At 65.8% G+C, this 22,491-nt stretch carries 15 protein-coding genes and 1 pseudogene; 10 read left to right on the forward strand and 6 right to left on the reverse strand.

The window, feature by feature from the left end; all coding sequences use genetic code 11:
* Positions 1 to 226: 226 nt before the first annotated feature.
* Entirely contained in the window at positions 227 to 1,822 is a 1,596-nt protein-coding gene (locus PSEMO_RS22085; protein ID WP_075805107.1) for a ShlB/FhaC/HecB family hemolysin secretion/activation protein, read from the forward strand.
* Positions 1,823 to 1,861: 39 nt separating this feature from the next.
* Positions 1,862 to 11,389 (forward strand): beta strand repeat-containing protein, encoded by a 9,528-nt coding sequence (locus PSEMO_RS22090; RefSeq protein ID WP_081430307.1) that lies wholly within the window; start codon positions 1,862 to 1,864, stop codon positions 11,387 to 11,389.
* A gap of 104 nt (positions 11,390 to 11,493) precedes the next feature.
* Here PSEMO_RS22090 and glsB read toward each other — a convergent pair whose 3' ends face one another.
* Positions 11,494 to 12,414, reverse strand: coding sequence for a glutaminase B (gene glsB, locus PSEMO_RS22095; RefSeq protein ID WP_075805108.1), 921 nt, complete (start codon positions 12,412 to 12,414; stop codon positions 11,494 to 11,496).
* A 68-nt stretch (positions 12,415 to 12,482) separates the two neighbouring features.
* Positions 12,483 to 13,700, reverse strand: a complete 1,218-nt coding sequence (locus tag PSEMO_RS22100; RefSeq protein WP_075805109.1) for an MFS transporter — start codon at positions 13,698 to 13,700, stop codon at positions 12,483 to 12,485.
* A gap of 117 nt (positions 13,701 to 13,817) precedes the next feature.
* On the opposite strand from PSEMO_RS22100, the gene PSEMO_RS22105 reads away from it, so the two are divergent.
* Positions 13,818 to 14,429, forward strand: a complete 612-nt coding sequence (locus PSEMO_RS22105; protein ID WP_075805110.1) for a TetR/AcrR family transcriptional regulator — start codon at positions 13,818 to 13,820, stop codon at positions 14,427 to 14,429.
* Here PSEMO_RS22105 and PSEMO_RS22110 read toward each other — a convergent pair.
* Positions 14,416 to 15,108 (reverse strand): class I SAM-dependent methyltransferase, encoded by a 693-nt coding sequence (locus PSEMO_RS22110; protein ID WP_075805111.1) that lies wholly within the window; start codon positions 15,106 to 15,108, stop codon positions 14,416 to 14,418. The genes PSEMO_RS22105 and PSEMO_RS22110 overlap by 14 nt on opposite strands.
* A gap of 249 nt (positions 15,109 to 15,357) precedes the next feature.
* Between PSEMO_RS22110 and PSEMO_RS22115 the strand changes: the two genes are divergently transcribed.
* The 3 genes from PSEMO_RS22115 (at position 15,358) to PSEMO_RS22125 (ending at position 16,701) form a co-directional block, all read left to right on the forward strand.
* Positions 15,358 to 15,783 (forward strand): hypothetical protein, encoded by a 426-nt coding sequence (locus PSEMO_RS22115; RefSeq protein WP_075805112.1) that lies wholly within the window; start codon positions 15,358 to 15,360, stop codon positions 15,781 to 15,783.
* A gap of 61 nt (positions 15,784 to 15,844) precedes the next feature.
* Positions 15,845 to 16,081, forward strand: coding sequence for a hypothetical protein (locus PSEMO_RS22120; protein ID WP_075805113.1), 237 nt, complete (start codon positions 15,845 to 15,847; stop codon positions 16,079 to 16,081).
* A 71-nt stretch (positions 16,082 to 16,152) separates the two neighbouring features.
* A complete protein-coding gene (locus PSEMO_RS22125; RefSeq protein ID WP_075805114.1) occupies positions 16,153 to 16,701 on the forward strand; it encodes a TetR/AcrR family transcriptional regulator in 549 nt (182 codons plus the stop codon).
* A gap of 103 nt (positions 16,702 to 16,804) precedes the next feature.
* On the opposite strand, the gene PSEMO_RS22130 is transcribed toward PSEMO_RS22125, so the two are convergent.
* Positions 16,805 to 17,992 (reverse strand): MFS transporter, encoded by a 1,188-nt coding sequence (locus PSEMO_RS22130; RefSeq protein WP_075805115.1) that lies wholly within the window; start codon positions 17,990 to 17,992, stop codon positions 16,805 to 16,807.
* A gap of 161 nt (positions 17,993 to 18,153) precedes the next feature.
* Between PSEMO_RS22130 and PSEMO_RS22135 the strand changes: the two genes are divergently transcribed.
* Both PSEMO_RS22135 and PSEMO_RS22140 read left to right on the forward strand, forming a co-directional pair.
* Complete coding sequence (locus tag PSEMO_RS22135) at positions 18,154 to 19,029, forward strand: AEC family transporter (RefSeq protein ID WP_075805116.1); 876 nt, start codon at positions 18,154 to 18,156, stop codon at positions 19,027 to 19,029.
* A gap of 155 nt (positions 19,030 to 19,184) precedes the next feature.
* Positions 19,185 to 19,661: a methylmalonyl-CoA epimerase gene (locus PSEMO_RS22140; RefSeq protein WP_075805117.1), complete on the forward strand. Its 477-nt coding sequence runs from the start codon at positions 19,185 to 19,187 to the stop codon at positions 19,659 to 19,661.
* Here PSEMO_RS22140 and PSEMO_RS22145 read toward each other — a convergent pair.
* Positions 19,653 to 20,546, reverse strand: coding sequence for a LysR family transcriptional regulator (locus tag PSEMO_RS22145; RefSeq protein ID WP_075805118.1), 894 nt, complete (start codon positions 20,544 to 20,546; stop codon positions 19,653 to 19,655). The two genes, PSEMO_RS22140 and PSEMO_RS22145, sit on opposite strands and share 9 nt — an antisense overlap.
* 110 nt (positions 20,547 to 20,656) lie before the next feature.
* On the opposite strand from PSEMO_RS22145, the gene PSEMO_RS22150 reads away from it, so the two are divergent.
* Complete coding sequence (locus PSEMO_RS22150; RefSeq protein WP_218641249.1) at positions 20,657 to 21,835, forward strand: MFS transporter; 1,179 nt, start codon at positions 20,657 to 20,659, stop codon at positions 21,833 to 21,835.
* 27 nt (positions 21,836 to 21,862) lie between these two features.
* On the opposite strand, the pseudogene PSEMO_RS22155 reads toward PSEMO_RS22150, so the two are convergent.
* Positions 21,863 to 22,021: pseudogene (locus tag PSEMO_RS22155) on the reverse strand (general stress protein); the annotation flags it as partial.
* 238 nt (positions 22,022 to 22,259) lie between these two features.
* On the opposite strand from PSEMO_RS22155, the gene PSEMO_RS22160 reads away from it, so the two are divergent.
* Positions 22,260 to 22,442, forward strand: a complete 183-nt coding sequence (locus PSEMO_RS22160) for a DUF6021 family protein (protein WP_075805120.1) — start codon at positions 22,260 to 22,262, stop codon at positions 22,440 to 22,442.
* The last annotated feature ends 49 nt before the right edge of the window (positions 22,443 to 22,491 follow it).

Consider the following 22,491-nt stretch of genomic DNA (forward strand, 5'->3'; position numbering starts at 1 on the left):
TGTGTGTGCCCAACTAAGAAAATGAAGTGGCTGACTGTTTTTCGGCCAGGGCCTCGTATGCCCGAAACAATGCAAACGGTTTACCAAAGGACTGTTCGTCGCCCTGTTTTGGGGCGTCGCTCGAGTGTGCTTAATCGCTAGAGAAACAACGATGCCGGATGTATCACGACGCTCGACACACCTGTCCCGCGCAACCTCCTCGCCAATAACTGACAGCAAGGTTCCCATGTTCAATTCCCCCGTACCGGCGAAGGCGCTGCTGTGCTCCCTCGGTTTTGCCGTGATGACAGCCAATGCCGCGATGGCCAGCGAAAGCGCGGCCCCGGCCACTCCGGCCCAGGCCTCCCAGAGCCGGGTGATGGTCAAGGCCGTCGAGTTCAGCGGTAACCGCACCTTCACCAGCGAGCAGCTCAGCGCGCAGATCGCCAACGACATTGGCCGGCCCATGAGCCTGGTCGAGATGAAGGCCCTGGCTGCCAAGATCGAGGCCTACTACCAGGCCGCCAACTACCGCCTGGTCAAGGTGGTGGTCCCGGCCCAGGACTTCGCCAACGAGCCGGCCCTCAAGCTGGTGGTGCTGGAAGGCTGGCTGGGCAATGTCCAGGTCACCGGCGCCAAGCGCTTCACCCCGGAACAGGTGCACGACGCCCTGACCGCCGGCGGCGTGGTCGAAGGCAAGCCGTTCACCCTTGAGCAGGTCGAGCGCGCGCTGACCCACCTGAACCGCCTGTCCGGCATCGAAGTCAGCTCGACCCTGCAGCCTGGCGTGCAGACCGGTTCCACCGACCTGGTGGTCGACGTCACCGAGGCGCCGCGCATCCAGGGCGCCATGGAAATCAACAACTACGGCAGCAAGGACACCGGCGAAACCCGCCTGATGCCGAGCCTGAAGTTCGCCAACCTGACCGGCCACGGCGACGAAGCCAACGTCCTGGCCCTGACTTCGGTCGGCGACGGCGACCTGTGGTACGGCTACGTCGACTACAGCTTGCCGCTCAACGCCCAGGGCACCAAGGCCCGCGCCTACTTCTCGAAAGGTAACGTCGACGTCGGCAACACCTATCGCGTGCTGGAGATCGAGGGTGACAACCAGAGCTGGGGCCTGGGCGTGTCCCAGGACTTCGTGCGTTCCGCGCGCAGCATCGTCACCGCCGAAGCCTGGCTGGAATCCCAGGACCTGGAGCAGAGCATCCTCGGCGTGCGTACCGCCGAAGACAAGATCCGCAAGCTGCGCTTCAGCCTGAACCTGGACAACTCCGACCTGTACGGCCGCACCCTGGCCACCGCCGGCCTGCACTACGGCCTCGGCGAAGCCCTGGGCGGCATGGACGACGACTCGCTGATGTCCAGCCGCGCCGCCGCCAAGGCGGACAACAAGTTCACCAAGTTCACCTTCGACGTGGCTCGCCTGCAACAGATCACCCCGCGTTTCCTGGTGATCCCGCGCATCGCCGGCCAGTACTCGCTGGATTCGCTGGTCTCCAGCGAGCAGTGGGGCGTCGGTGGTTTCAACTCGGTGGTCGGCCACGCGCCTTCCACCTACTCGGGCGACCACGGCTTTACCGCCAGCCTCGAGGGCCGTTATTCGCTGTTCAAGGACAACGACCGCTACCAGGCCACTGCGCGCCTGGACCACGGTCAGGTCTGGTTGAAGGACCCGCTGGTCGGCCAGGACGACCATCAGGACCTGAGCGGTGCCGCCATCGGCCTGCTGGCCCGGCCGATCGACAGCGTCGACCTGCGCGTCGATTTCGGAGTGCCGATCGGTGACAAGACCGAAGACAGCTCCTACGTCTACGCCCAGGCCCGCTATCGCTTCTGAGCCCCGGAAACCACACCCCATTTGCACAGGTAAGTACTTATGTCCCGCAAGAAGAAAGGCACACAGAGATTCATCAAGGCGGTTTCGGTTTCCGTCATCGGCGCGACCAGTTCGGTTGCCCTGGCAGGCCCGACCGGCGGCGTCGCGGTGCAGGGCGGCATCAGCATCGGCACCATGAACAACAACGAGCTGGTGATCACCCAGGCCCTGCAGAAGGGCATCATCAACTGGACCGATTTCAGCATCGACGCGGGCGAACTGGTGCGCTTCGCGCAGAACGCCGGTAACGACTCGATCACCCTGAACCGGGTGCTGGGCAGCCAGGTCTCGAACATCCAGGGCGCCCTGCAGGCCAACGGCAACATCTTCCTGATCAACCCCAACGGTATCGTCTTCGGTGCCGGCTCCCAGGTCGACGTGGCCGGCCTGCTGGCCACCACCTTCGACGTCACCGACCAGAGCTTCATCGACGGCGGCCAGCTGAACTTCGCCCAGGTCGCCGGCAAGGACCTGGCCAGCGTCGCCAACCAGGGCACCATCACCGCGGGTAGCGGTGGTTTCGTCTACCTGGTCGCGCCAAAAGTCGATAACTCCGGCTTCGTCATCGCCAACGTCGGCCGCGTGACCATGGCCGCCGGTGACCGCTTCACGGTCAACCTGCAAGGCAGCAACCTGATCAACTTCAGCGTCAGCGCCGACACCCTGGCCGCCGCCACCGGCAACGACCTGACCGGCGTCAAGAACAGCGGCACCGTGACCGCCCAGACCGTGCTGATGCAGGGCAACTCGGCCAGCGGCCTGATGAGCTCGGTGGTCAACAACAGCGGCATCATCGAAGCCACCGACCTGACCATCGAAGCGGGCGACATCGTCCAGAACAACGTGATCAAGGGCGTCGGCACCGCAGCGGCGACCACCGCGACCCTGACCGCCGGCAAGACCATCACCACCGGCGCCAACAGCTCGACCCGCGCCGGTACCCTGAACCTCAGCGTGAAGGACGAAGGCGCCTCGATCGGTTCCGAAGAAGGCGCGCTCACCGTCGATGCCGACGTGCTCAACGCTTCCTCGCAAAGTGGCAACGTGCTGGTCACCGACGTCAGCGGCGGCGTCGCCCTGGGCGACGTCAAGGCCGGTACCCCGGCAGCTGGCGGCAGCGTGGTGATCACCGCGCAGAACGGTTCCATTACTTCTGCGGACACCTCCAAGGCCAACGTCACCGGCTACTCGGCCAAGCTGGTCGCCGACGGCGCGGTCGGCAGCGACAGCACCGCGGTCAACACCAAGGTCGGCGTGCTCTCTGCCTCGACCCAGAACGGCGGCATCAACGTCAAGAACGACGGCGCGCTGATCCTTGGCGACGTGGTCGCCCGCGAGCAGATCACCATCAACGGCCAGTCCTCGGTGTCCGGCGCGGTGGACAACAGCGGCGCGATCACCCTGAGCAACGGCAGCACCGGGACCAAGAACGTCAAGGTCCAGGCCAGCGAAGGCGTGATCCTCACCGGTACCGTCTCGGCCACCAACGGCCTGAGCGTCACCTCCGACACCGGCAGCATCCTTGCCGCCCAGGCCGGCACCTCGCTGGTCGGTCGTAGCGTCAACCTGTCCGCCGGTGGCGAGATCGGTGACGCCGCCCAGTCCCTGAGCACCCAGAGCAACACCGTCAACGCGGCGGCCGGCAACGGCGGCGTGTACCTGAGCGAAAGCAACGGCCTGACCGTCGGCACCATCACCGCTGCCGGCACCGACAACAACGTCGTGCTCAACGCTACCCAGGGCAACATGACCATCGGCAGCCTCACCGCCACCGGCGGCGCCGTGACCCTGAATGCCGACAACGGCAGCATCATCTCCGCCAGCGGCTCGACCACCAACGTCACCGCCAAGGACCTGACTGCTTCGAGCAAGTCCGGCATCGGTACCTCGGCGAAGAAGCTGGGCACCAGCGTCGATACCCTGACCGCCACTACCACCGCCGCCCAGGCCGGCGTCTACGCGACCAACGACAAGGCCCTGAGCGCACTGTCGGTAACCACCCCGAACGGTGACACCAACGTCGCCTTCACCGGTGGCTCGCTGGTCTACAGCCGCACCCTCGGCACCCTGACCCTGAACCGCACCCAGGCGCTGGACCTGTCCTTCGCCAACACCGCCGCCGGCCTGAAGCTCAATGGCATCGACGCCGGTGCCGACAAGAACGTGTCCCTGACCGCCGCCGGTGATATCACCCAGGGCAGCGGCAGCGTGGTCGGCAAGGACGTGGTCATCGACGCATCCGGCAGTGTCGGCGCCGTTGGTACGGCCCTGGCCACCCAGGCCAGCAGCCTGAACGTGACCAGCCGCAATGGCACCGTCAACCTCGCCAACACCTCCAGCGACCTGACCCTGACCGCCAAGGCCAACGCCACCAACGGCGCGATCACCGCGACCCAGACCGGCAACCTCGCAGTCAACTCGGTCATCGCCAAGAAAGCCGTGGACCTCAGCGCCGGTGGTGCCGTGACCACTGCCGCCGACGCCGTGGGCACGCCGATCTCGGCCGGCTCGCTGAACGTTACCGGTGCCTCCATCGGCACCAGCAGCAAGGCCCTGTCCAGCCAGGTAGCTGGCGGCGCAGTGAACCTGACCGCCACCGGCGGCGACGTGAACTTCTCCAACAGCGGCGCCATCAGCCTGCTGGACGTGCTTGCCTCCAGCGGCAAGATCGCCTTCCAGAACGCGGGTGACACCGTGGTTGGCCAACTGCAGGCCAGCGGCACCATCGACTTCAAGGTCACCGGCAACGTCACCGACGGCAACGGCAGCGCCGCCAACTTCATCACCAGCGGCCTGACCGCGGCGGTGAAATCCTTCGGTACCAGCGGCGACGCCCTGGAAATCCAGGTCGACAACCTGGTGATCGACGCCGCCAACGGCGGTATCTACGCACGCCAGAGCAACGGCAACCTGTTGTCCCTGGTCCAGGTCACCAGCGGTGGCACCGGCAGCGACATCCAGATCGACGCCGATGGCTCCATCAAGCTGGGTAACGTCGATGCCGGCGGCAACAACGTCAAGATCGCTGCCGGTGGCAGCATCGAAGATGGCCGTACCGACCGCAGCAAGGCCAACGTCGTCGCCCGCTCGCTGGACATCAGCGCGCCGAACGGCATCGGCCAGCAGGGTGACCTCGCCCTGGACGTCAGCTTCCTCTCCGCCGCAGGCGGCAGCGCGGGCGTGACCGCGACCAACGCCGGCGCGGTGGCCGTGGACGCCAGCTCCCTGACCGGCAAGGGCACCAGCGCGATCAACATCGTCGCTACCGCCATCACCATCCTCGACAACAACGGCGGCACCATCACCATGGATGGCGGCTCGCTGGTGCTGAAGGCGACCTCGGGCAACATCGTCTTCCTCAACCAGAACGACACCATCTACCTGCCGGGTGGCGGCAGCATCACCCTGATCGCCACCTCCAAGGCCAGTTCCCAGGTCCCTGGCTACGACGGCGTGATCATCGCCGGCAACCTGAAGACCGACGGCGGCAACATCACCCTGCAGGCGCAGTCGAACATCACCATCGGCATGCTCGATGCCGGCAGCACCGGCAACGTCACCGTGGCCTCGGCCGGCGGCGTGATCCTCGACGGCAACGGTACTGCGCAGAACATCCGCGGCAATAACGTCAGCCTGACTGCCAGCACCCCGAGCGAGCACACCGCCGAGCTGACCCGTGACACCGCCATCGCCGAATACTCGGCGCGCGACGCGGAAGCGGCGGCCAAGCTGCTGCAACTGAACATCCTGATCCAGCAACTGAAGGACTACGAGGCGCTGGTCACCTCGGCGACCCTGCAGAACAGCCTGGCCGAACTGACCCAGCGTCTGTCCGAGATCAACGCCAACGCCCAGGCGGCCAAGGTCGACAGCATGTCCGCCAAGGCCGACGCGCTGAACACCGCGCTGAACGCTGCCACCGTGGTGCGCAACGCCGCCGCCGTGATCGCCGGTGCCGCCCAGGCCGTGCCGTTCTCCGGTGACGCCGGTGCCGACGCCGCCTTCGCCGTGGTCGACCTGGTGATGTCCGCCGCTTCCCTGGCCCTGGACAGCTACGAGCGCTACAGCCTGGCGCCGCAGCAGGACCTGCTGGTCGAGCTGAACAACACCCTGGACGTGGCCAACGCTGCGGTCTACACCGCCGCCACCAACCTGGCGACCACCACCCAGATCCGCGACACCACCGCGACCTCCAAGGCCACGGCCGATCTCGCCGTGTTCAAGGCCAACACTGCCCGCGACGCCGCCCTCCAGGTGCGCAAGCAGGCCGTGGCCGCCTACGACCTGAACCAGCAGATCGACAGCTCCGCCGACAAACCGCTGGGCATCACCGCCAATCGCCTGGACATCAACAACGGCGGGGTCATCGACTCCAGCCTGTACCTGAACTCCACCGGCAGCCTGGGCCTGGGTGACATCACCGTCGCCGCCGGCGAGAAGATCGTCGCCGAAGCCACCGGCAACGTCGGCGTGGTCGGTACCGTCAACAGCAACACCTCCATCAGCCTCAAGGCTGGCCAGGCCATCCTCGGCCAGGGCGGTGTGCTGGTCACCCCTGACCTGAAAATGGTCGCCGGCAACGGCATCGGTGCCCTGCAAGCGGTCAACACCAAGACTGACCGTGTTGCAGCGGACGCCGGCAACAGCGGTGTGGCCATCGTCAACGCCAATGGCGGCGCACTGCTGACCATCGGTACCCAGGGCGCGGTCAAGGGCATCACCGGTGCCGGCGATATCAGCGTCACCACCGATGGCTCGCTGAAGATCGACCAACTGGTGAAAGACAGCACTCACAGCCACACCGTGAGCCTGACTGCCACCGATGGCGCGATCGTCGACGGCAACACCGTCGAGCGCAATGTCCAGGGCGGTACCCTGGTGGCCAAGGCCGCCGGCAATATCGACCTCGACACTGAAGTCGACACCCTCAACGCCGACATCACCAACGCTGGCAACATCACCGTGCGTGAAGCCAACGGCGTGACTGCACGCAACCTGAAGACCGCCAGCGGCAACATCGACCTCAAGGCCGGTGGTGCCGTGGTGGTGGGCAGCCTCGACGCCGGTGCCGGCACTGGCACCATCGACCTGCATGCCGATGGCGCGGTCTCCGATGACCAGGACAACACCACCCTGATCGTCGCCGACACCCTGAACATCAACGCGGCCGGCAGCGTCGGCGCGGTGGGCAGCAACGCCAACCGTCACCTGGACCTGAAGGTCAACACCGTCAATGTCACCGCCAGCGGCGAGGTCAACCTGGCCGAAGCCGACAGCCTGACCATCGGCACCCTGGAAACCGAGCAGGGCAACGTCACCGTGACCACCGCTGGCGCGCTGAACGTCGGTCGCATCAGCACCGCCAGCGACACCGTGACCCTGGTATCCGGCGACACCATCACCAACGCCGGCAGCGGCGACGACAGCAATATCGACGCGGGCAACCTGTCCCTGTCGGCGATCAACGGCATCGGTACCGACAAGGCGCTGAACGTCAAGGTCGACAAGCTGGTCGCGCAAACCGGTAACGGCGGCGTCAAGGTCAAGGACCTGGACGGCGACCTGGTCATCGGCGGCGTCACCGCGAACCTGGGCAACCCGTCCATCGTCGGTGTCACCGCCAACGGCGGCGATATCGAGGTCGGCACTGCCGGCAACCTCACCGTTAACGAAGGCGTGGTCAGCAGCGTCGACGGCGCGATCAGCCTGCAAGCGGGCGGCAACCTGGAGCAGAACGCTTCCCTGTTGGCTACCAACGGCAGCCTCTCGGTCAAGGCCGGTGGCGATATCGTCATGCAGTCGGGCGTGCTCTCGGCTTCCCAGGGCAACGGCAACATCACCTACAAGGCCGGTGGCAACGCCAGCCTGGAACGCCTGGATGCCGTTACCGGCAACATCGACCTGAAAGCCGAAGCCGGGGACCTGACCCTGCACCAACTGGTGCAGACCGACGCAGGCAACATCACCGCCCATGCCGGCGGTAACCTGGTGGCCGAGCGGCAGGTGCTGGTGGATGTGGCGGGCAATATCCAGCTGACCGCCCTGGGCGCCCTGACCCAGATGGCCCTGGTGCAGACCGCTGAAGGCGATATCCGCATCGGTGCGCTGGGCGACGTGACGGCCCTGGACACCGCCAATGTGATCGGGACCGGCGACATCACCTACCTCAGCTTCGGCAACCTGAACGTGCAGCAGGTCAATACCGGCGCTGGCGACATCAACCTGGGCGCGGCGGGCAACCTGACCCAAAACGCCCTGGTCATGACCGGCGAAGGCAATATCACCGCCAACGCGGGTGGCAACCTGACCACCCTGGCGCCGACCGCTGTCATTGGCAACGGCACTATCGACTACACCGCTGGCGGTAACCTGGACCTGCAGCAAGTCACCACCTCGGCCGGCAACATCGACCTGAAGGCAGGCGGCAACCTGATCCAGAACCAGCTCGTGCAGACCGGTGCTGGCAACATCACCGCCAAGGCCGACGGCAACCTGACCACTCTGGCCGACACCACCGTGAACGGCACCGGCAACATCGACTACAGCGCCGGCGGCAACGCCAGCCTGCAGCAGGTAACCACCGGTGGCGGCAATATCGGCCTGAAGGCTGGCGGCAACCTGGTCCAGCACGCCGTAGTGCAAACCGTTGCCGGCAACATCGTCGCCCATGCCGACGGTGACCTGACCACTGAAGACGACACCACCGTGATCGGTGCGGGTAACCTCGACTACAGCGCTGGCGGTAACGCCAACCTGCAACAGGTGACCACCGGCAGCGGCAACATCGACCTGAAGGCCACTGGCAACCTGACCCAGCACGCGCTGGTGCAGACCGGCGCGGGCACTATCACTGCCCATGCCGACGGCGACCTGAGCACCGAAGCCACCACCAGCGTGGTCGGCACCGGCAACATCGACTACAGCGCTGGCCGTAACGTCAGCCTGCAGCAGGTGAGCACCGGTACCGGCAACATCGACCTGAAGGCCACCGGCAACCTGACCCAGCACGCGCTGGTGCAGACCGGCGCGGGCACTATCACTGCCCATGCCGACGGCGACCTGAGCACCGAAGCCACCACCAGCGTGGTTGGCACCGGCAACATCGACTACAGCGCTGGCCGTAACGTCAGCCTGCAGCAGGTGAGCACCGGTACCGGCAACATCGACCTGAAGGCCACCGGCAACCTGACCCAGCACGCGCTGGTGCAGACCGGCGCGGGCGCTATCACTGCCCATGCCGACGGCGACCTGAGCACCGAAGCCACCACCAGCGTGGTTGGCACCGGCAACATCGACTACAGCGCTGGCGGCAACGCCACGCTGCAGCAGGTGAGCACCGGCGGCGGCAACGTTGACCTGAAGGCGCTGGTCGGCAACCTGACCCAGCAAGCGCTGGTGCAGACCGCTGGCGGTCAGGTCAATGCCAGCGCTGGCAGCGACCTGATCATGAGCGTTGGCGCGCAGACCCTGGTCAACGGCCAGGGCGACGTGACCTACACGGCCGGCAACAACCTGCTGATCGACGAGATCCGCACTGCCGACGGCAACGTCAACCTGGCCGCCACCACCGGTGACATCCAGGTCCAGGGCACTGCGGCACGCAACGTCACGGCCAAGCAACTGACCGCCAACGCGGGCGGCAGCATCGGCGCCAACGATGCGCTGCGTACCGATATCGACACCCTGGTGGCCAAGGCTGGCAGCGGTTCGATCGTGGTCGACGAAGCCAACGCCATCACCCTCGACGACGTCGCTGCGGCCAATGGCCAAGTGGCGGTCAGCGCCGGTGATATCAGCGTCAAGCAACTGCAGGGCGACAGCCTCTCGCTGAACTCCAGCGGCAAGGTGGTTACCGCCACCGGTGGCCTGGTCAAGGGCGGCAGCCTGGACGTCAACGCCGAAACCGGTGTCAACCTGCACACTGCGGTGGACAGCGCCACGGTCCGGGTCAACGGCAGCGGTGATGTGGTCCTGGCCGAAGACGACGGCATCAGCCTGAATCGCCTGAGCACCGCTGATGGCAACATCCGCGTCAACGCCGGTGGCGACATGGCCGTGCGGACCGTCGATGCCGGCAGCCACAACGTCAGCCTGACTTCCACCAGCGGCGCCATCGTCACCCAGGCTCAGCCGAGCTTCTTCGCTCGCCTGCTGTCCCGTGTGGCCCAGGCCACCGGGATCACCGGTGACCGCGTCGAGCTCAATGCCGCTACCGGCCTGGGCAACGGCGAGCAGGGCGCACTGCAACTGCACGGCAGCACCGTGGCGGCCAGCACCAGCGGCGGCGACGTCAACCTGGCGCAGAGCCAGGCCGTCACCCTTGAGCAGGTGCGTACCGGCAACGGCAATGTCTCGGTCAGCGTGGCCGACGGCAACGCAACCGTGGGTGCGGTCAGCGGTAGCGGCTCGGTGAGCCTGTCTGCCGAAAACGGCCAATTGGTCGACGATGGCAATGCCAACACCCGGGTCCAGGGCAACGCGCTGAACCTGACCGCCAGCAATGGCATCGCTACGCAGACCCAGGGCAGCAGCGTCAACGCCCAGGTCACCGGCAGCGGCAACATCGCCATCGACGAGGCCGACGGCCTCAATCGCCTGACCGTCAACAGCGCCAACGGTGACGTCTCGGTCACCAGCCGCACCGGCAACATCGGTGTGGATGTGGTCAATGCCAGCGGTCATGCGGTCAACCTGAACGCCAACGCCGGTGCGATCCTCGATGCCAACGGCAACGCGGCGAGCAACGTCAACGCGCAGAGCGCCAACCTGGTCGCGGCCAGCGGCGTCGGCCAGAGCGGCAACGCGTTCGACGTCAACGTCCGGACCCTGGCGGGTAACGGCGGCAACGGCGGTGCCAACCTGAACAGCACCTCGACTGCGGCGCTGAACGTGAGCGGTCTGTCGACTGCCCAGGGCAACATCGCCCTGACTAGCGCTGGCGACCTGAACGTCAACGGTGCGGTCAGCAATGGCGGCGCGGGCAACATTGCCCTGAGCGGTACCAACGTCAACCAGAACGCCGATATCAGCACCAGCGGTCGCGGCAATGTCAGCGTCACGGGTAGCGGTGACGTGGTCATGGCGGCCGGCAGCACCACCAGCACCGACACCGGTACCGTCAGCTACCAGGGTGGCAAGACCATCAAGGTGGCGTCGATCCAGACGGCCAACAACATGGGTGGCGGCAAGGTGGTGTTCGTTGCACCGCAGGTCCTCGACAACATGCCGGGCGTGGCCAACGTGCGCGCATGGCAGGTGTCGATCAAGGCGGACAACGGCAATGCCGCGCTGATCCAGGAGCTGATGGGCGACGTCAACGACTCGTCGCAGGTCGACCTGGGCAGCCGCGTCATCGGCGGCAGCCTGGCCGAAAGCCGTCGCTTCATGGAAGCGCTGCTGCAGCCGGCGATCGTCCAGCAGACCGGTCCCGAGAAGCTGTTCGATGCGGGCCTGCTGACGACCAAGCAGGTCACGCCGTACAACGGCTTCGTCGAAGGCGAAGACGGGGTGATGACTTACAACAAGTAAGTCGGAACCTGTAATGAAAAAGGCCGCCGGGGAGACCCGGCGGCCTTTTTTATTGGTGTGTCTGCAAGGGCCGTGTCGCTGGCGACACTCGCGCAGCCCCGCCTCTACGGCACCGCCGAAAACACCGACCCGGTAATCCGCTCGCTCAGTAACTCCAGCGCCCGCAACCCCGCCAGCGAATTCCCCGAGGCATTCAGTGCCGGCGACCACACGCAGATGCTGTAGCGCCCCGGCACCACTGCAACGATTCCGCCGCCGACACCACTCTTGCCCGGCAACCCCACCCGATAGGCGAAATTCCCCGCTTCGTCATACAGCCCGCTGGTGGCCATGATCGCGTTGACCTGCTGGGCCTGGCGCGGGCTGAGGATCTGCTCGCCGCTATGCGGGCAATAGCCGCTGTTGGCCAGGAAGGCGAAACCACGCGCCACATCCACGCAGTTCATCGACAGCGCACAGTGATGGAAATAGCTGCGCAGCACTGCATCCACATCGTTATGGAAATTGCCGAAGGCGGTCATCAGCCAGGCCATGGCGGCGTTGCGTGCGCGGTGCTGGTACTCGGATTCGGCCACCACGGCATCGCTGACGATCCGCGGATTGCCCGCCAGGCGCCGGACGAAGTCGCGCATGGACAGGGCCGGGGTGGCGAAGCGCGACTGGTTGATATCGCAGATCACCAGGGCCCCGGCATTGATGAACGGATTGCGCGGCCGGCCCTTTTCCACTTCCAGCTGGACCAGCGAGTTGAACGCCTGCCCGGACGGCTCGTAGCCCAGCCGTGTCCAGATCTCCTCGCCGCTGTGGTTGATGGCCTGGACCAGGCTGAAGACCTTGGAAATGCTCTGGATCGAGAACGGCGTATGCGCGTCGCCAGCGCAGTACAACTGGCCGTCCAGGCTGTGCACGGCGATGCCCAGCTGGTTCGGCTCGACCTGGGCGAGGGCGGGGATGTATTGCGCGACCTGGCCCTGGCTGAGCAGGGGGCGGACCTGGTCGAGGATCTCTTGCAGCATGTCTTGCATCGCGACGGCCTTGGGTGCGGGAGCATGGAGTAGTCACAGACGATGCGCCACGCGCCCGAGGCACGTGCTCAGTGCCCGCTCGCCGCCGCGCTCCCCGGGGTTCTCGGCCCCGGGGTGAAGCCGTGGCGATGGGCACTCCAGGCGATCAGCAAGCCAATGCCGATCAGTACCAGCATCGCCCACGGGAAGGCTGCCGCGCCCCAGTGGTCGAGTAGCACTCCGCCGACCACGCCGCTGCCGGCGATAGCGCTGTTCCAGGCCACCACGTTGAGCGACAGGGCGACATCCGCACCTTCCCCGGCAGCATCGGCCAGGGCGGTCTGCAGCAGGGTCGCGGCACCGCCGAAACTCAGCCCCCACGCGGCCACGCCGAGGTAGATCACCAGGGGCTGGTCGGCGCACAGGGCGAAGACCAGGGTGACTGCGGCAAAGCCGACGAGGCTGGCGAGGGTGGTTGCCCGCAGTGCCGGTTCGACCCGTTTCGCCGTGAGCCAGATGCCCGCCAGGGCGAACATGCCGAACACCAGCAGCACCAGGTCAACCCGTGTTTCCAGGCCGGCCTGGGCTACGAACGGCGCGATGTAGGTGTAGAGAATGTTGTGCGCCAGCATCCAGCTGATCACCACCGCCAGTACCGGACGCACGCCGGGCGTGGTCAGCACCTGGTGCAAGGACTGGCGCTGGTGCGCGGCTTGCGGCGGATAGTCCGGGACCTTGACCAGCACCCAGGCGATCAGCACCAGGGTCAGCAGCGACATCAGGCCGAAGGTCGCGCGCCAGCCCATGGCACTGCCCAGCCAGGTGCCCAGCGGCACGCCGAGGGACAGCGCGATCGGTGTGCCGACCATGGCCACCGCCAGGGCCTTGCCTTGCTGATGCGGCGCGACCATGCGCCGGGCATAGCCGGCCAGCAGGCTCCAGGCCAGGCCTGCGCAGACCCCGGCGCAGAAACGTGCGACCAGGGTCACGCCGTAGTGGGAGGAGAGGGCGGTGATGGAGTTGAACAGCAGGAAACCGACGATGGTCAGCAACAGCACATTGCGTCGCCGCCAGCCGCGGGTGGCGATGGTCATGGGGATCACCGCCAGCACCGAACCGAGGGCATAGGCGGTCACCATCTGCCCGGCCATGGACGGGGAAATATCGAGCCCGGCGCTGATAAGCGGCAACAATCCGGCCGGCAGGGTTTCGGTGACGATGCAGAGAAAGCCGGTCATGGCCAGGGCGAGCAGGGCGCCGAGGGGCAGGCGCTGGTCTGTCGCGGGGAGGGAGAGCGAGGCGGTCACGGGAAAGGTTCCTTGAGTTAGATATCGATCGGTACAAATGTTGGCGGGCCTGCGGCTGCGTTGTCAACGACTTATGTATCAACTAGTATCGAAGTCCTTGTCCCGAGGAGTTTCCCCATGGCGCAAATGGGCCGTCCGCGCACCTTCGATCGTGACCAGGCGCTGGAGCAGGCGCTGCACCTGTTCTGGCAGCATGGCTACGACGCCACCTCCCTGGCCCAGCTCAAGGCCGGGCTGGGTGGCGGCATTTCCGCACCGAGTTTCTATGCCGCCTTCGGTTCCAAGGAGGCGTTGTTCAACGAATGCGTGAAGCGCTACCTGGCGACCTACGCCCAGGTCACCGAATGCCTGTGGGATGAAGGCCTGGCGCCGCGGCTGGCCATCGAAACCGCGCTGCGCCAGTCGGCGCGGATGCAATGCGAGGACGGGCACCCGCGTGGCTGCATGGTTGCGCTGGGGGTGATGAGTGCCCCGAGTCCGGAAAACGCCCGGGTGACGTCAGCACTGACACAATCGCGGCAGCGTACCCGGGCCGGGCTTCTGCGTTGTGTTGAACGCGGGATCAGCGCGGGCGAGTTGCCCGGGGAGACCCAGGCCGAGGTGCTGGGGACGGTGTTCGACAGCTTCCTCCAGGGCATCTCGATCCTGGCCCGGGACGACACGCCGCATGCCGTGATCGATGCGGCGATCACCCGGGTGATGCGGGTCTGGGAGCTTAGCGGCGGCTGATCCAGCCGTGCATCAGGCCGGCCTGGAAGAAGGGCAGCGAATGGCTGAAACCGCCGGCCTCGATGATCCGTGCGACCTGCTCCCGGGGCAGGATCGCCACATCCCTGGCATAGGCGGCCCGGGCTCGCTCCAGCGCCTCCGGCTGCACGCCGGCGGAGGACATCAGCGACATCCAGGCGTGGAGCAGGGTGTCGTAGGCGGGGGAGGCGGTGTCGGCCGACAGGTCGGCGCTGGCGAGCAGGCCTCCGGGTTTCAGGCGCTGGGCGATTTCGCCGAAGAAGGTGCTGCGTGCGGCGGGATCGAGGAAAAACTGCGAGACCAGGAAGCAGGTGCTGGCGTCGTAGGTCGGCGCGCTATCCAGGTTTTCCAGATAGCCTTCATGGAAATCGCAGCGTTCCAGAAAGCCCTCTCGCTGTGCCCGCTCGCGGCACACTTCCAGCATGGCGCCGGAAGGGTCGAGGGCGATGAAACGCCAGCCTGGATTGCGCGCGGCCAGATAGCCGATTTCCGCGCCGGTCCCGGCGCCGACGGCGAGGATCCGGGCATTGTCCGGCAGGCTGGTAAACAGTGAGCCGAGCAGGAAATGCAGGTTGTCGCGGATCGGCGCCATGCCGGCCCACTGCTGGTCGTAGCCGGCGGCCTGCTGGTCGAACAGGGCCTTGAGTTCGTCGTTGTGCATGGGAGTCTTCCTGTCTTTTCGACGCGGTATCGAGGGTGGTGTTTCCTTCCATTCTCGCAGAGCTGTCAAGCCCCCGATCCTAAGGACACATCAGAACCCTGTGGGAGCTGGCTTGCCAGCGATTTGGCCCTATCTGACAACATCATTGTCATGTCGGCCTCATCGCTGGCAAGCCAGCTCCCACAGGGTTATTGGTCAGCCCCGAGATTGGTGTTTATGCTTGACGCCCTTCAAGGAGAAGCACCCAAGATGACGGACCACAACCTCCCCCTGATTTTCGCCGCCACCCTCAGCCTGCTCGCCGCCCTCGCGCACCTCTGGTGCATCCAGCAGGGCCCAGCCGGCTACCGCCTTCTCGGTGCCGGCGAGCGCATGGTCCGCGCCGCCGAGAAAGGCCGGAAACTCCCGACCCTGATCACCCTGTTCATCGCCGCCGTCCTGACGGTCTGGGCCGCGTACGCCTTGTCCGGCGCCGGGGTGATCGGCCCGCTGCCACTGCTGCGCCCGGCGCTGTGCCTGATCACCCTGGTCTACCTGCTGCGCGGTATCCTCGGGCCCGTGCTCCTGCGCAATACCGGGCGCACTGGGCGCTTTATTGCCGTCAGCTCGCTGATCTGCACCGGTTACGGACTGGTTCATCTGCTCGGGCTGGTCCAGGTCTGGAACAGGATCTGAACCAAAAAGCTGACCTGTGGGTCAGTTGCTTCAGTCCCTAGCCCATTGCCCGGAGCGTTCCATGGCCCATTTCACTCTCAACTACCTGTTCAACGACAAACCCCAGTCCCATACCTTCGACCTCAAGCAAACCGAGCTGCCGCTCCACGAAGCCGCCATGCACCTGCTGGTGCTGCACTTTGGCGACGGCGAGAACAGCCTGGTCATGCCGTCTGCCGATGCCACGCCGGAGGAGATTCTGGAGCAGGCTCAACGGATGGGGCTGACCTGGATCGAGGTGGTCGGCCGGCAGCCGTGAGTTCGAGCTGCCTGGAAAACCTGCACCCTGTTATCCTCCCCGCCCTAACCCCCCGCACCATCGAGGCAGACATGGGTCGACCCCGCAAAGAGGACTCCCTGGGTCTTGAAATCAAGAACGTGATCATCGACGCCGCCCTGGCGATGATCGTCGAGGATGGCGTGGTCGGGGCGACGTCCCGGCGCATTGCCGCGCGGGCCAAGGTGTCGCCGGGCACGGTGACCTACCATTTCACATGCATGAACGAGATCATCGCCGCGGCCTTCGTGCGTATGAGCGAGGGGATTGCCGGGATCTATTACAGCAAGCTGCGCGAAGCCCGCGACAAGGCCCAGGCGCGGGAGGTGGTGGCGGACCTGATCTGCGGTGACCTGTGGAAGGTCTCCGGGCAGATGCTGCTGATCTTCGAGCTGTATTCCTTCGTGTCGCGCTTTCCCGAGTACATGCACATCATGGATGACTGGATGGCCCTGTCGCGCAAGGCCCTGCAACTGCACTTCGACGAGCGCGCGGCGCGGGCCATCGATGCCTTGATCGAGGGCTTCACCATCCACAATGCTCTGGGAAAAACGCCGGTGGAGCGGGGGGAGATTTTGCGGCTGATCGAGGCGGTTTCCTGAGTGATGTCGCGGGCCTCATCGCTGGCAAGCCCACAGGTATCGCGTGCGCCGCTGAACCCTGTGGGAGCCGGCGTTGCCGGCGATGAGGCCCGAACCAACGAGATCAAACCACAGCCTGTTTCCCCGGCCGATCCTGCAACGCCGACGCCACCACGAACGCCATCGCCACCAACCCCAGCACTGGCAGCATCGCCAGGCGCAAGCCGAAATGCTCGCCAATGAACCCGAGCAACGGCGGCCCGACCAGAAACGCCATGTACCCGGCAGTCGCTGCCACCCGCACCCGCTGGTCGCTGTCCCGGCCACTGTCCCCGGCCGCCGAGATCGCCAACGGGAATCCAAGCGAAGCGCCCAGTCCCCACAAGACCACCGCCGACGCGGCAATCCACTGAATATCGCAGAACACGATCAACCCCAGGCTCAGCGCTCCGATCAGGGCACTGCCGCGCAAGGTCGCCGCCCGCCCCAGGCGCTCCACCACCCGGCCCCCGGCAAAGCGCCCGAGGGTCATGCCCAGGGTAAACACCACGTAGATCAAGGTCCCGGCGGTATGAGCGAAGCCGTGCCCGTCGATCATCAACAGCGGCAGCCAGTCGTTCGCCGCGCCTTCGGCCAAGGCCATGGCCAGGACCACGAAGCAGATCAGCAGCAGTCGGCGATCGGCGAGCAGGTTGCGTAATGGGGCGGTCGATCCATTGGCATGCCCCGTACTTTCCTGCTCGCTGAGCCGTGGCGCATTGCCGATCAAGGCCAGTACCAGCAACACCGACAACAGTGCAATCGTCCACAGATGCCGGCCCAGCGGCACTTCCAGGGCCGTCATGGCCATCCCGGCCAGCGCTCCCAGCAGCGTGCCGAGGCTGAAGAAACCATGCAGGGTGGTCATGATCGAGCGCCCAGACGCCCGCTCCACCGCCGCGCCCTCGATATTCACCGCGATCTCTGCCCAGCCCATGCCCAGGCCGAAGATGAACAGCCCGGCAAAGGCCCCGGCCATGCTCAGCAGGTCACTGCCGGCTGCCAGCACACACAGGCTCAAGGGCAGGGCGAGCAGACCGATCAGGGTCAGGCGATGGCTGCCAAGCCGCGCCACCAAGGGGCCGGCGCTGAGAATCCCGCTCATGGCCCCGGCGGAAAAGCCAAAGAGGATCAGGCCCATCTGCTCGGTGGACGCCGCCAGGCCATCGCGCAAGGCCGGCGTGCGGGTGACCCAGGTGGCCATGGTCAGCCCGGGAATCAGGAACAGGAGATAAAGCGCACGGCGGGCGCCGGCGCTGACGTGGATCGACATCGGGGATTTCCTGCGCAGAGATATCTTCATTCGTACATGTGTACGATAAGCTATCCTACGGTGATGAAATTCCCGGGTCAACGTCCCCGAGGTCCGGCAAGGCCTTGCGTCAGACGGTCGCAGGCCCCTAGCATGGCTGTTTTTGCCAAGGAACACGCCCCATGCTGGCTTCGTTGTTCGCCGTTCTGGCACCGGTCTTTATTGTCGCCGGGATCGGCTTTATCTGGGCGCGGCGGGGCAATGCCTATCCCACGGACTTCATCGCCAGCCTGGTGATGACCATCGGCACGCCGTCGCTGGTGCTGTCGACCCTGCACCGCACCCGCCTGGAGCCGGCGGCGTTCGCCAGCATGGCCCTGGCCTGCGTGATCTGCATGGTGGTCATGGCGGGTATCGGCTATCTGGTCAGCCGCGCATTCCGCCAGCACTGGCGCGTGCTGATGCCGGCGTTCATGTTCCCCAACACCGGCAACATGGGCTTGCCCGTGGCGCTGTATGCCTTCGGTGACCAAGGCCTGGCCCTGGCGGTGGCATTCTTCCTGACCCTGTCGAGCTTCCAGTTCACCCTCGGCATCGCCATCTCAGGTGGCGCGGCAAACTTCCGCTCGCTGCTGAAGAATCCCATCGTCATCAGCCTGGTGCTGGCCTTGCCGCTGATCTTCTTCGACATCAAGTTGCCGCTGTGGCTGGGCAACACCGTCGACCTGCTGGGCGGCATGACCATCCCGCTGATGCTCTTGACCCTCGGCGTGTCCCTGGCCAGCATCCGTCTCAGCGACGTCGCCAGCGGCATGCTGATCGGCGCGCTGCGCATCGTGCTCGGTGCTGGCGTGGGCTGGGGGATCGGTGCCTTGCTCGACCTGAACACCCTGGAGCGGGCGATCCTGGTGATGCAGACGGCAATGCCCGTGGCGGTGTTCAACTACCTGCTGGCGGTACGCGCCAACCGCTCGCCGGAGCAGGTGGCGAATGTGGTGATGTGCTCCACCGTGCTGTCGTTCGTGTGGTTGCCGGTGGTGCTGGCGGGGTGGATGTAACAGATTTGAGTAAGCAGCAGATCCTGCGGGAGCGGGTTTACCCGCGATTCGCCGGTGAATCCACCACTGCAATCGCGGGTAAACCCGCTCCCACAAGGTTCGCGGCGCGACCAACGAGGGTTACTCTTCCTTTCTGTCGCCGGAGAACCTCGACCATGGACCTGAAATTCAGCCACACCGACATCCTCGTCGCCGACCTGGAAAGCGCCTGCGCCCACTACGCCCGGGTGTTTTCGGCCCAGGTCTCGCGGCCCTTCACCTGGCAGCGCGACGGCCTGCATGTGCGTTACGCGGTGGTTTTGTTCGGCAGCGAGCGCTTCATCCTGGTCCAGCCCCTGGCCGGAAACCTCCACGACCTGTTGTTGCGCTGCGGCGAGGGCACCATCTACCGGCAGTGCTACACCACCCCGGATATCCTCGTGGCCTATGACGAACTCGTCGCCAAGGGCGAACAGCCCGAGGACGAGAACGGCCAGCCGCTGCTGCGCGAGCACCTGGACTCGCCCAGCGGGGTGCGGATCATCTGGTTGCCCAAGCGCTTCGGGCAGTTGTCCATCGAGATTCTCCAGGCCGACGAGCTGGAGCATTTCATCCGCAGCGCCTTTGCCCTGTCCCCTGCGGAATCAGGCTGACGGCTTGAACAGCTCGGCGCACATGAAGTCGATGAACACCCGCAGCTTCGGCGCCAGTTGCTTGCTCGACGGCCAGAGCAGGCGGAAGCTGCCCTGGTGCTCGACATGCGCCTCCAGCAATGCCACCAGCTCACCCCGGGCGATCGCCTGACGCACCATGAAGTCCGGCAGGCAGGCGATGCCGAGGCCGGCCAGGGCCACGTCGACCAGGGCGGCGGAGGTGTTGCAGGCCATCGAGGCCGGCAGCTTCCAGTCCCGAGTGCCTTGTGCATCCTTCAGCGGCCATGGCTCGTACTTGCCGGTGGTGTGCAGCTTGTACTGCAGGCAGGCGTGCTGCGCCAGGTCGGCGGGTACCTGGGGTGTACCACGACGGGCCAGGTAGTCCGGGGCGGCGACGATCTGCAGGTGGTAGGTGCCCAGCGGCCGGGACATCAGCCGGGAATCGGCAGGCTCGCCGGTGCGCATTACCACATCGAAGCCTTCGTCGATCACATCCACCAGGCGATCGGTGAAGTCCAGGTCCAGTTCGATTTCCGGGTACCGGTGCATGAATGCGGTCAGCGCCGGCATCACCAGCATGCCCACCAGGGGCAGGCTGACCCGCAGGCGCCCGCGGGGTGCCTGCCAGGTTTCCGACAACTCCAGTTCGGCCGCTTCCACTTCGCACAGGATCCGCCGGCAGCGTTCGAGAAACAGCGAGCCCTCGGCCGTCAGGGTGATGCTGCGGGTGCTGCGGTGGAACAGGCGCACGCCAAGGCGCTGCTCCAGACGGCAGATGCTTTTGCCCACCGCCGAGGCCGAAACCCCAAGCTGGCGTCCCGCCGCCGAGTAGCTGCGGGTTTCCGCCGCCTGAACGAAAAAGGCAATGCCGTTGAGCGATTCCATCACTGCGCCTATTGCGGACATTTTGTCCGATATGTTTTGAGTCCGGGCATTATTGTCTTGTATCGACGATAGCTCCAGCATGGCCGCCTCATTTGGCACAGGACGGCACCATGGCACTTTCCAGCACCACCCTGATGGACGACGCGGCGCCCTTGCCGATCGCCGCGCTACTGGCCCTGGCGCTGGCCGGCTTCATCACCATCCTCACCGAGGCGTTGCCCGCCGGTTTGCTGCCGGCGATCAGCGGCGACCTGAGGATTTCCGAAGCGCTGGCCGGGCAACTGGTGACCTTGTACGCCATCGGTTCGCTGGTCGCGGCCATTCCCCTGATTGCGCTTACCCGTGGCGTACGCCGGCGCCGTCTGCTGCTGACGGCGCTGGCCGGGTTCGTGGTCGCCAACGGCGTCACCACCCTGTCCGCCAATGTCGGCCTGACCCTGGCGGCGCGCTTCGTTGCCGGGGTGTCCGCCGGATTGCTCTGGGCACTGGTCGCCGGATACGCGGCGCGGATGGTCAGCGAGGCGCAGAAAGGCCGGGCTATCGCCATCGCCATGGTCGGTACGCCGTTGGCGCTGTCGCTGGGTGTGCCGGCGGGGACCTGGCTGGGCAACCTGGTCGGCTGGCGCCTGTGTTTCGGGCTGATGAGCCTGCTGGCGCTGGGCTTGATGGTCTGGGTGCGGATCAAGGTTCCGGACTTTCCGGGGCAGGGCGCGGGACAGCGTTTGTCGCTGGGCAAGGTCTTCACTCTGGGCGGGGTGCGCCCGGTGCTGGCGGTGGTGCTGCTGTTCGTGCTTGCGCACAACATTCTCTACACCTATATCGCGCCGTTCCTGGCCGAGGCGGGGATGGGGGATCGGACCGACCTGGTGCTGTTGGTCTTCGGCGCAGCATCGCTCCTGGGGATCTGGATCACCGGCGTGCTGATCGACCGGCATCTGCGGGTGCTGACCCTGGTCAGTACCCTGCTGTTTGGCGTGGCAGCCCTGGTACTGGGTCTGAGCGACAGCCCGATGCTGATCCTGGCTTCGGTGGCGGTCTGGGGCCTGGCCTTCGGCGGCGTGCCGACGCTGTTCCAGACCGCGCTGGCCAAGGCGGCGGGGGAGGCGGCGGATGTGGCCCAGTCGATGCTGGTCACGGCATGGAATTCGGCAATCGCCGGGGGCGGAATACTCGGGGGCGTGTTGCTGAAGCAGCTTGGCGTTGTGGCGTTCGCGCCTGTACTGGTGCTGTTGCTCGGGGTCACCCTGAGCCTGGTGTGGAGCGCCCGGCGCCACGGTTTCACCCCATGAAAAAGGGCCCCGCGGGGCCCAGGTCGGTCACTGGCTCTTGCGTCCGCCGCCGTGGCTGTTCTGGCCGCCAAGACGTCCGGCTTCGGACGCGCGCTGGCGGTCGTTGGCAAAATTGCCGCCCGAGGACTGGCCGCCTTTACGGCCGGCTTCGGCGGCTTTCTGCCGGTCATTGGCGAAATTGCCCGGGTTGGAGTGTGCGGGTTTGCCTTGATCGTTGGCCATGATCCTTCACCTCATGTCGGTTTCAAGTGTGCACACAGGATGCCCTGCGTACAGGTACGACGAGGGCTGCGGTGTCGCTGCTCAACGCGATTCGGCACGGGCCGACGAATTGTCGTAAAGGTTGGCGGGCCAAGGGAAATGGATGGAACGCTCTGCGGCCGGATGCAACCTAACGCAGGACATTCGTTACGGGAGCATCGTCATGAACCACGACAAGCCGCGCCACGACCAGGGGCCGCATTCTTCGGAGCATTCCAGTGGCAAGGATGATCCGGGTTTCGATCCGGATTCGCCGGATCTCGAGGATCCACAGGTGGATCCGGTCGGGCCGGCCAAGGCGCCCAAGGGCGGGCCGGGGGACAGCAAGGGTGAGGATCGAAGCTAAGGAATTGGGCGTTCTCCCAGGCCCTATCGCTGGCAAGCCAGCTCCCACA

This window comes from Pseudomonas putida (genome assembly GCF_001941965.1).
In the GTDB taxonomy this organism is placed as follows: domain Bacteria; phylum Pseudomonadota; class Gammaproteobacteria; order Pseudomonadales; family Pseudomonadaceae; genus Aquipseudomonas; species Aquipseudomonas putida_L.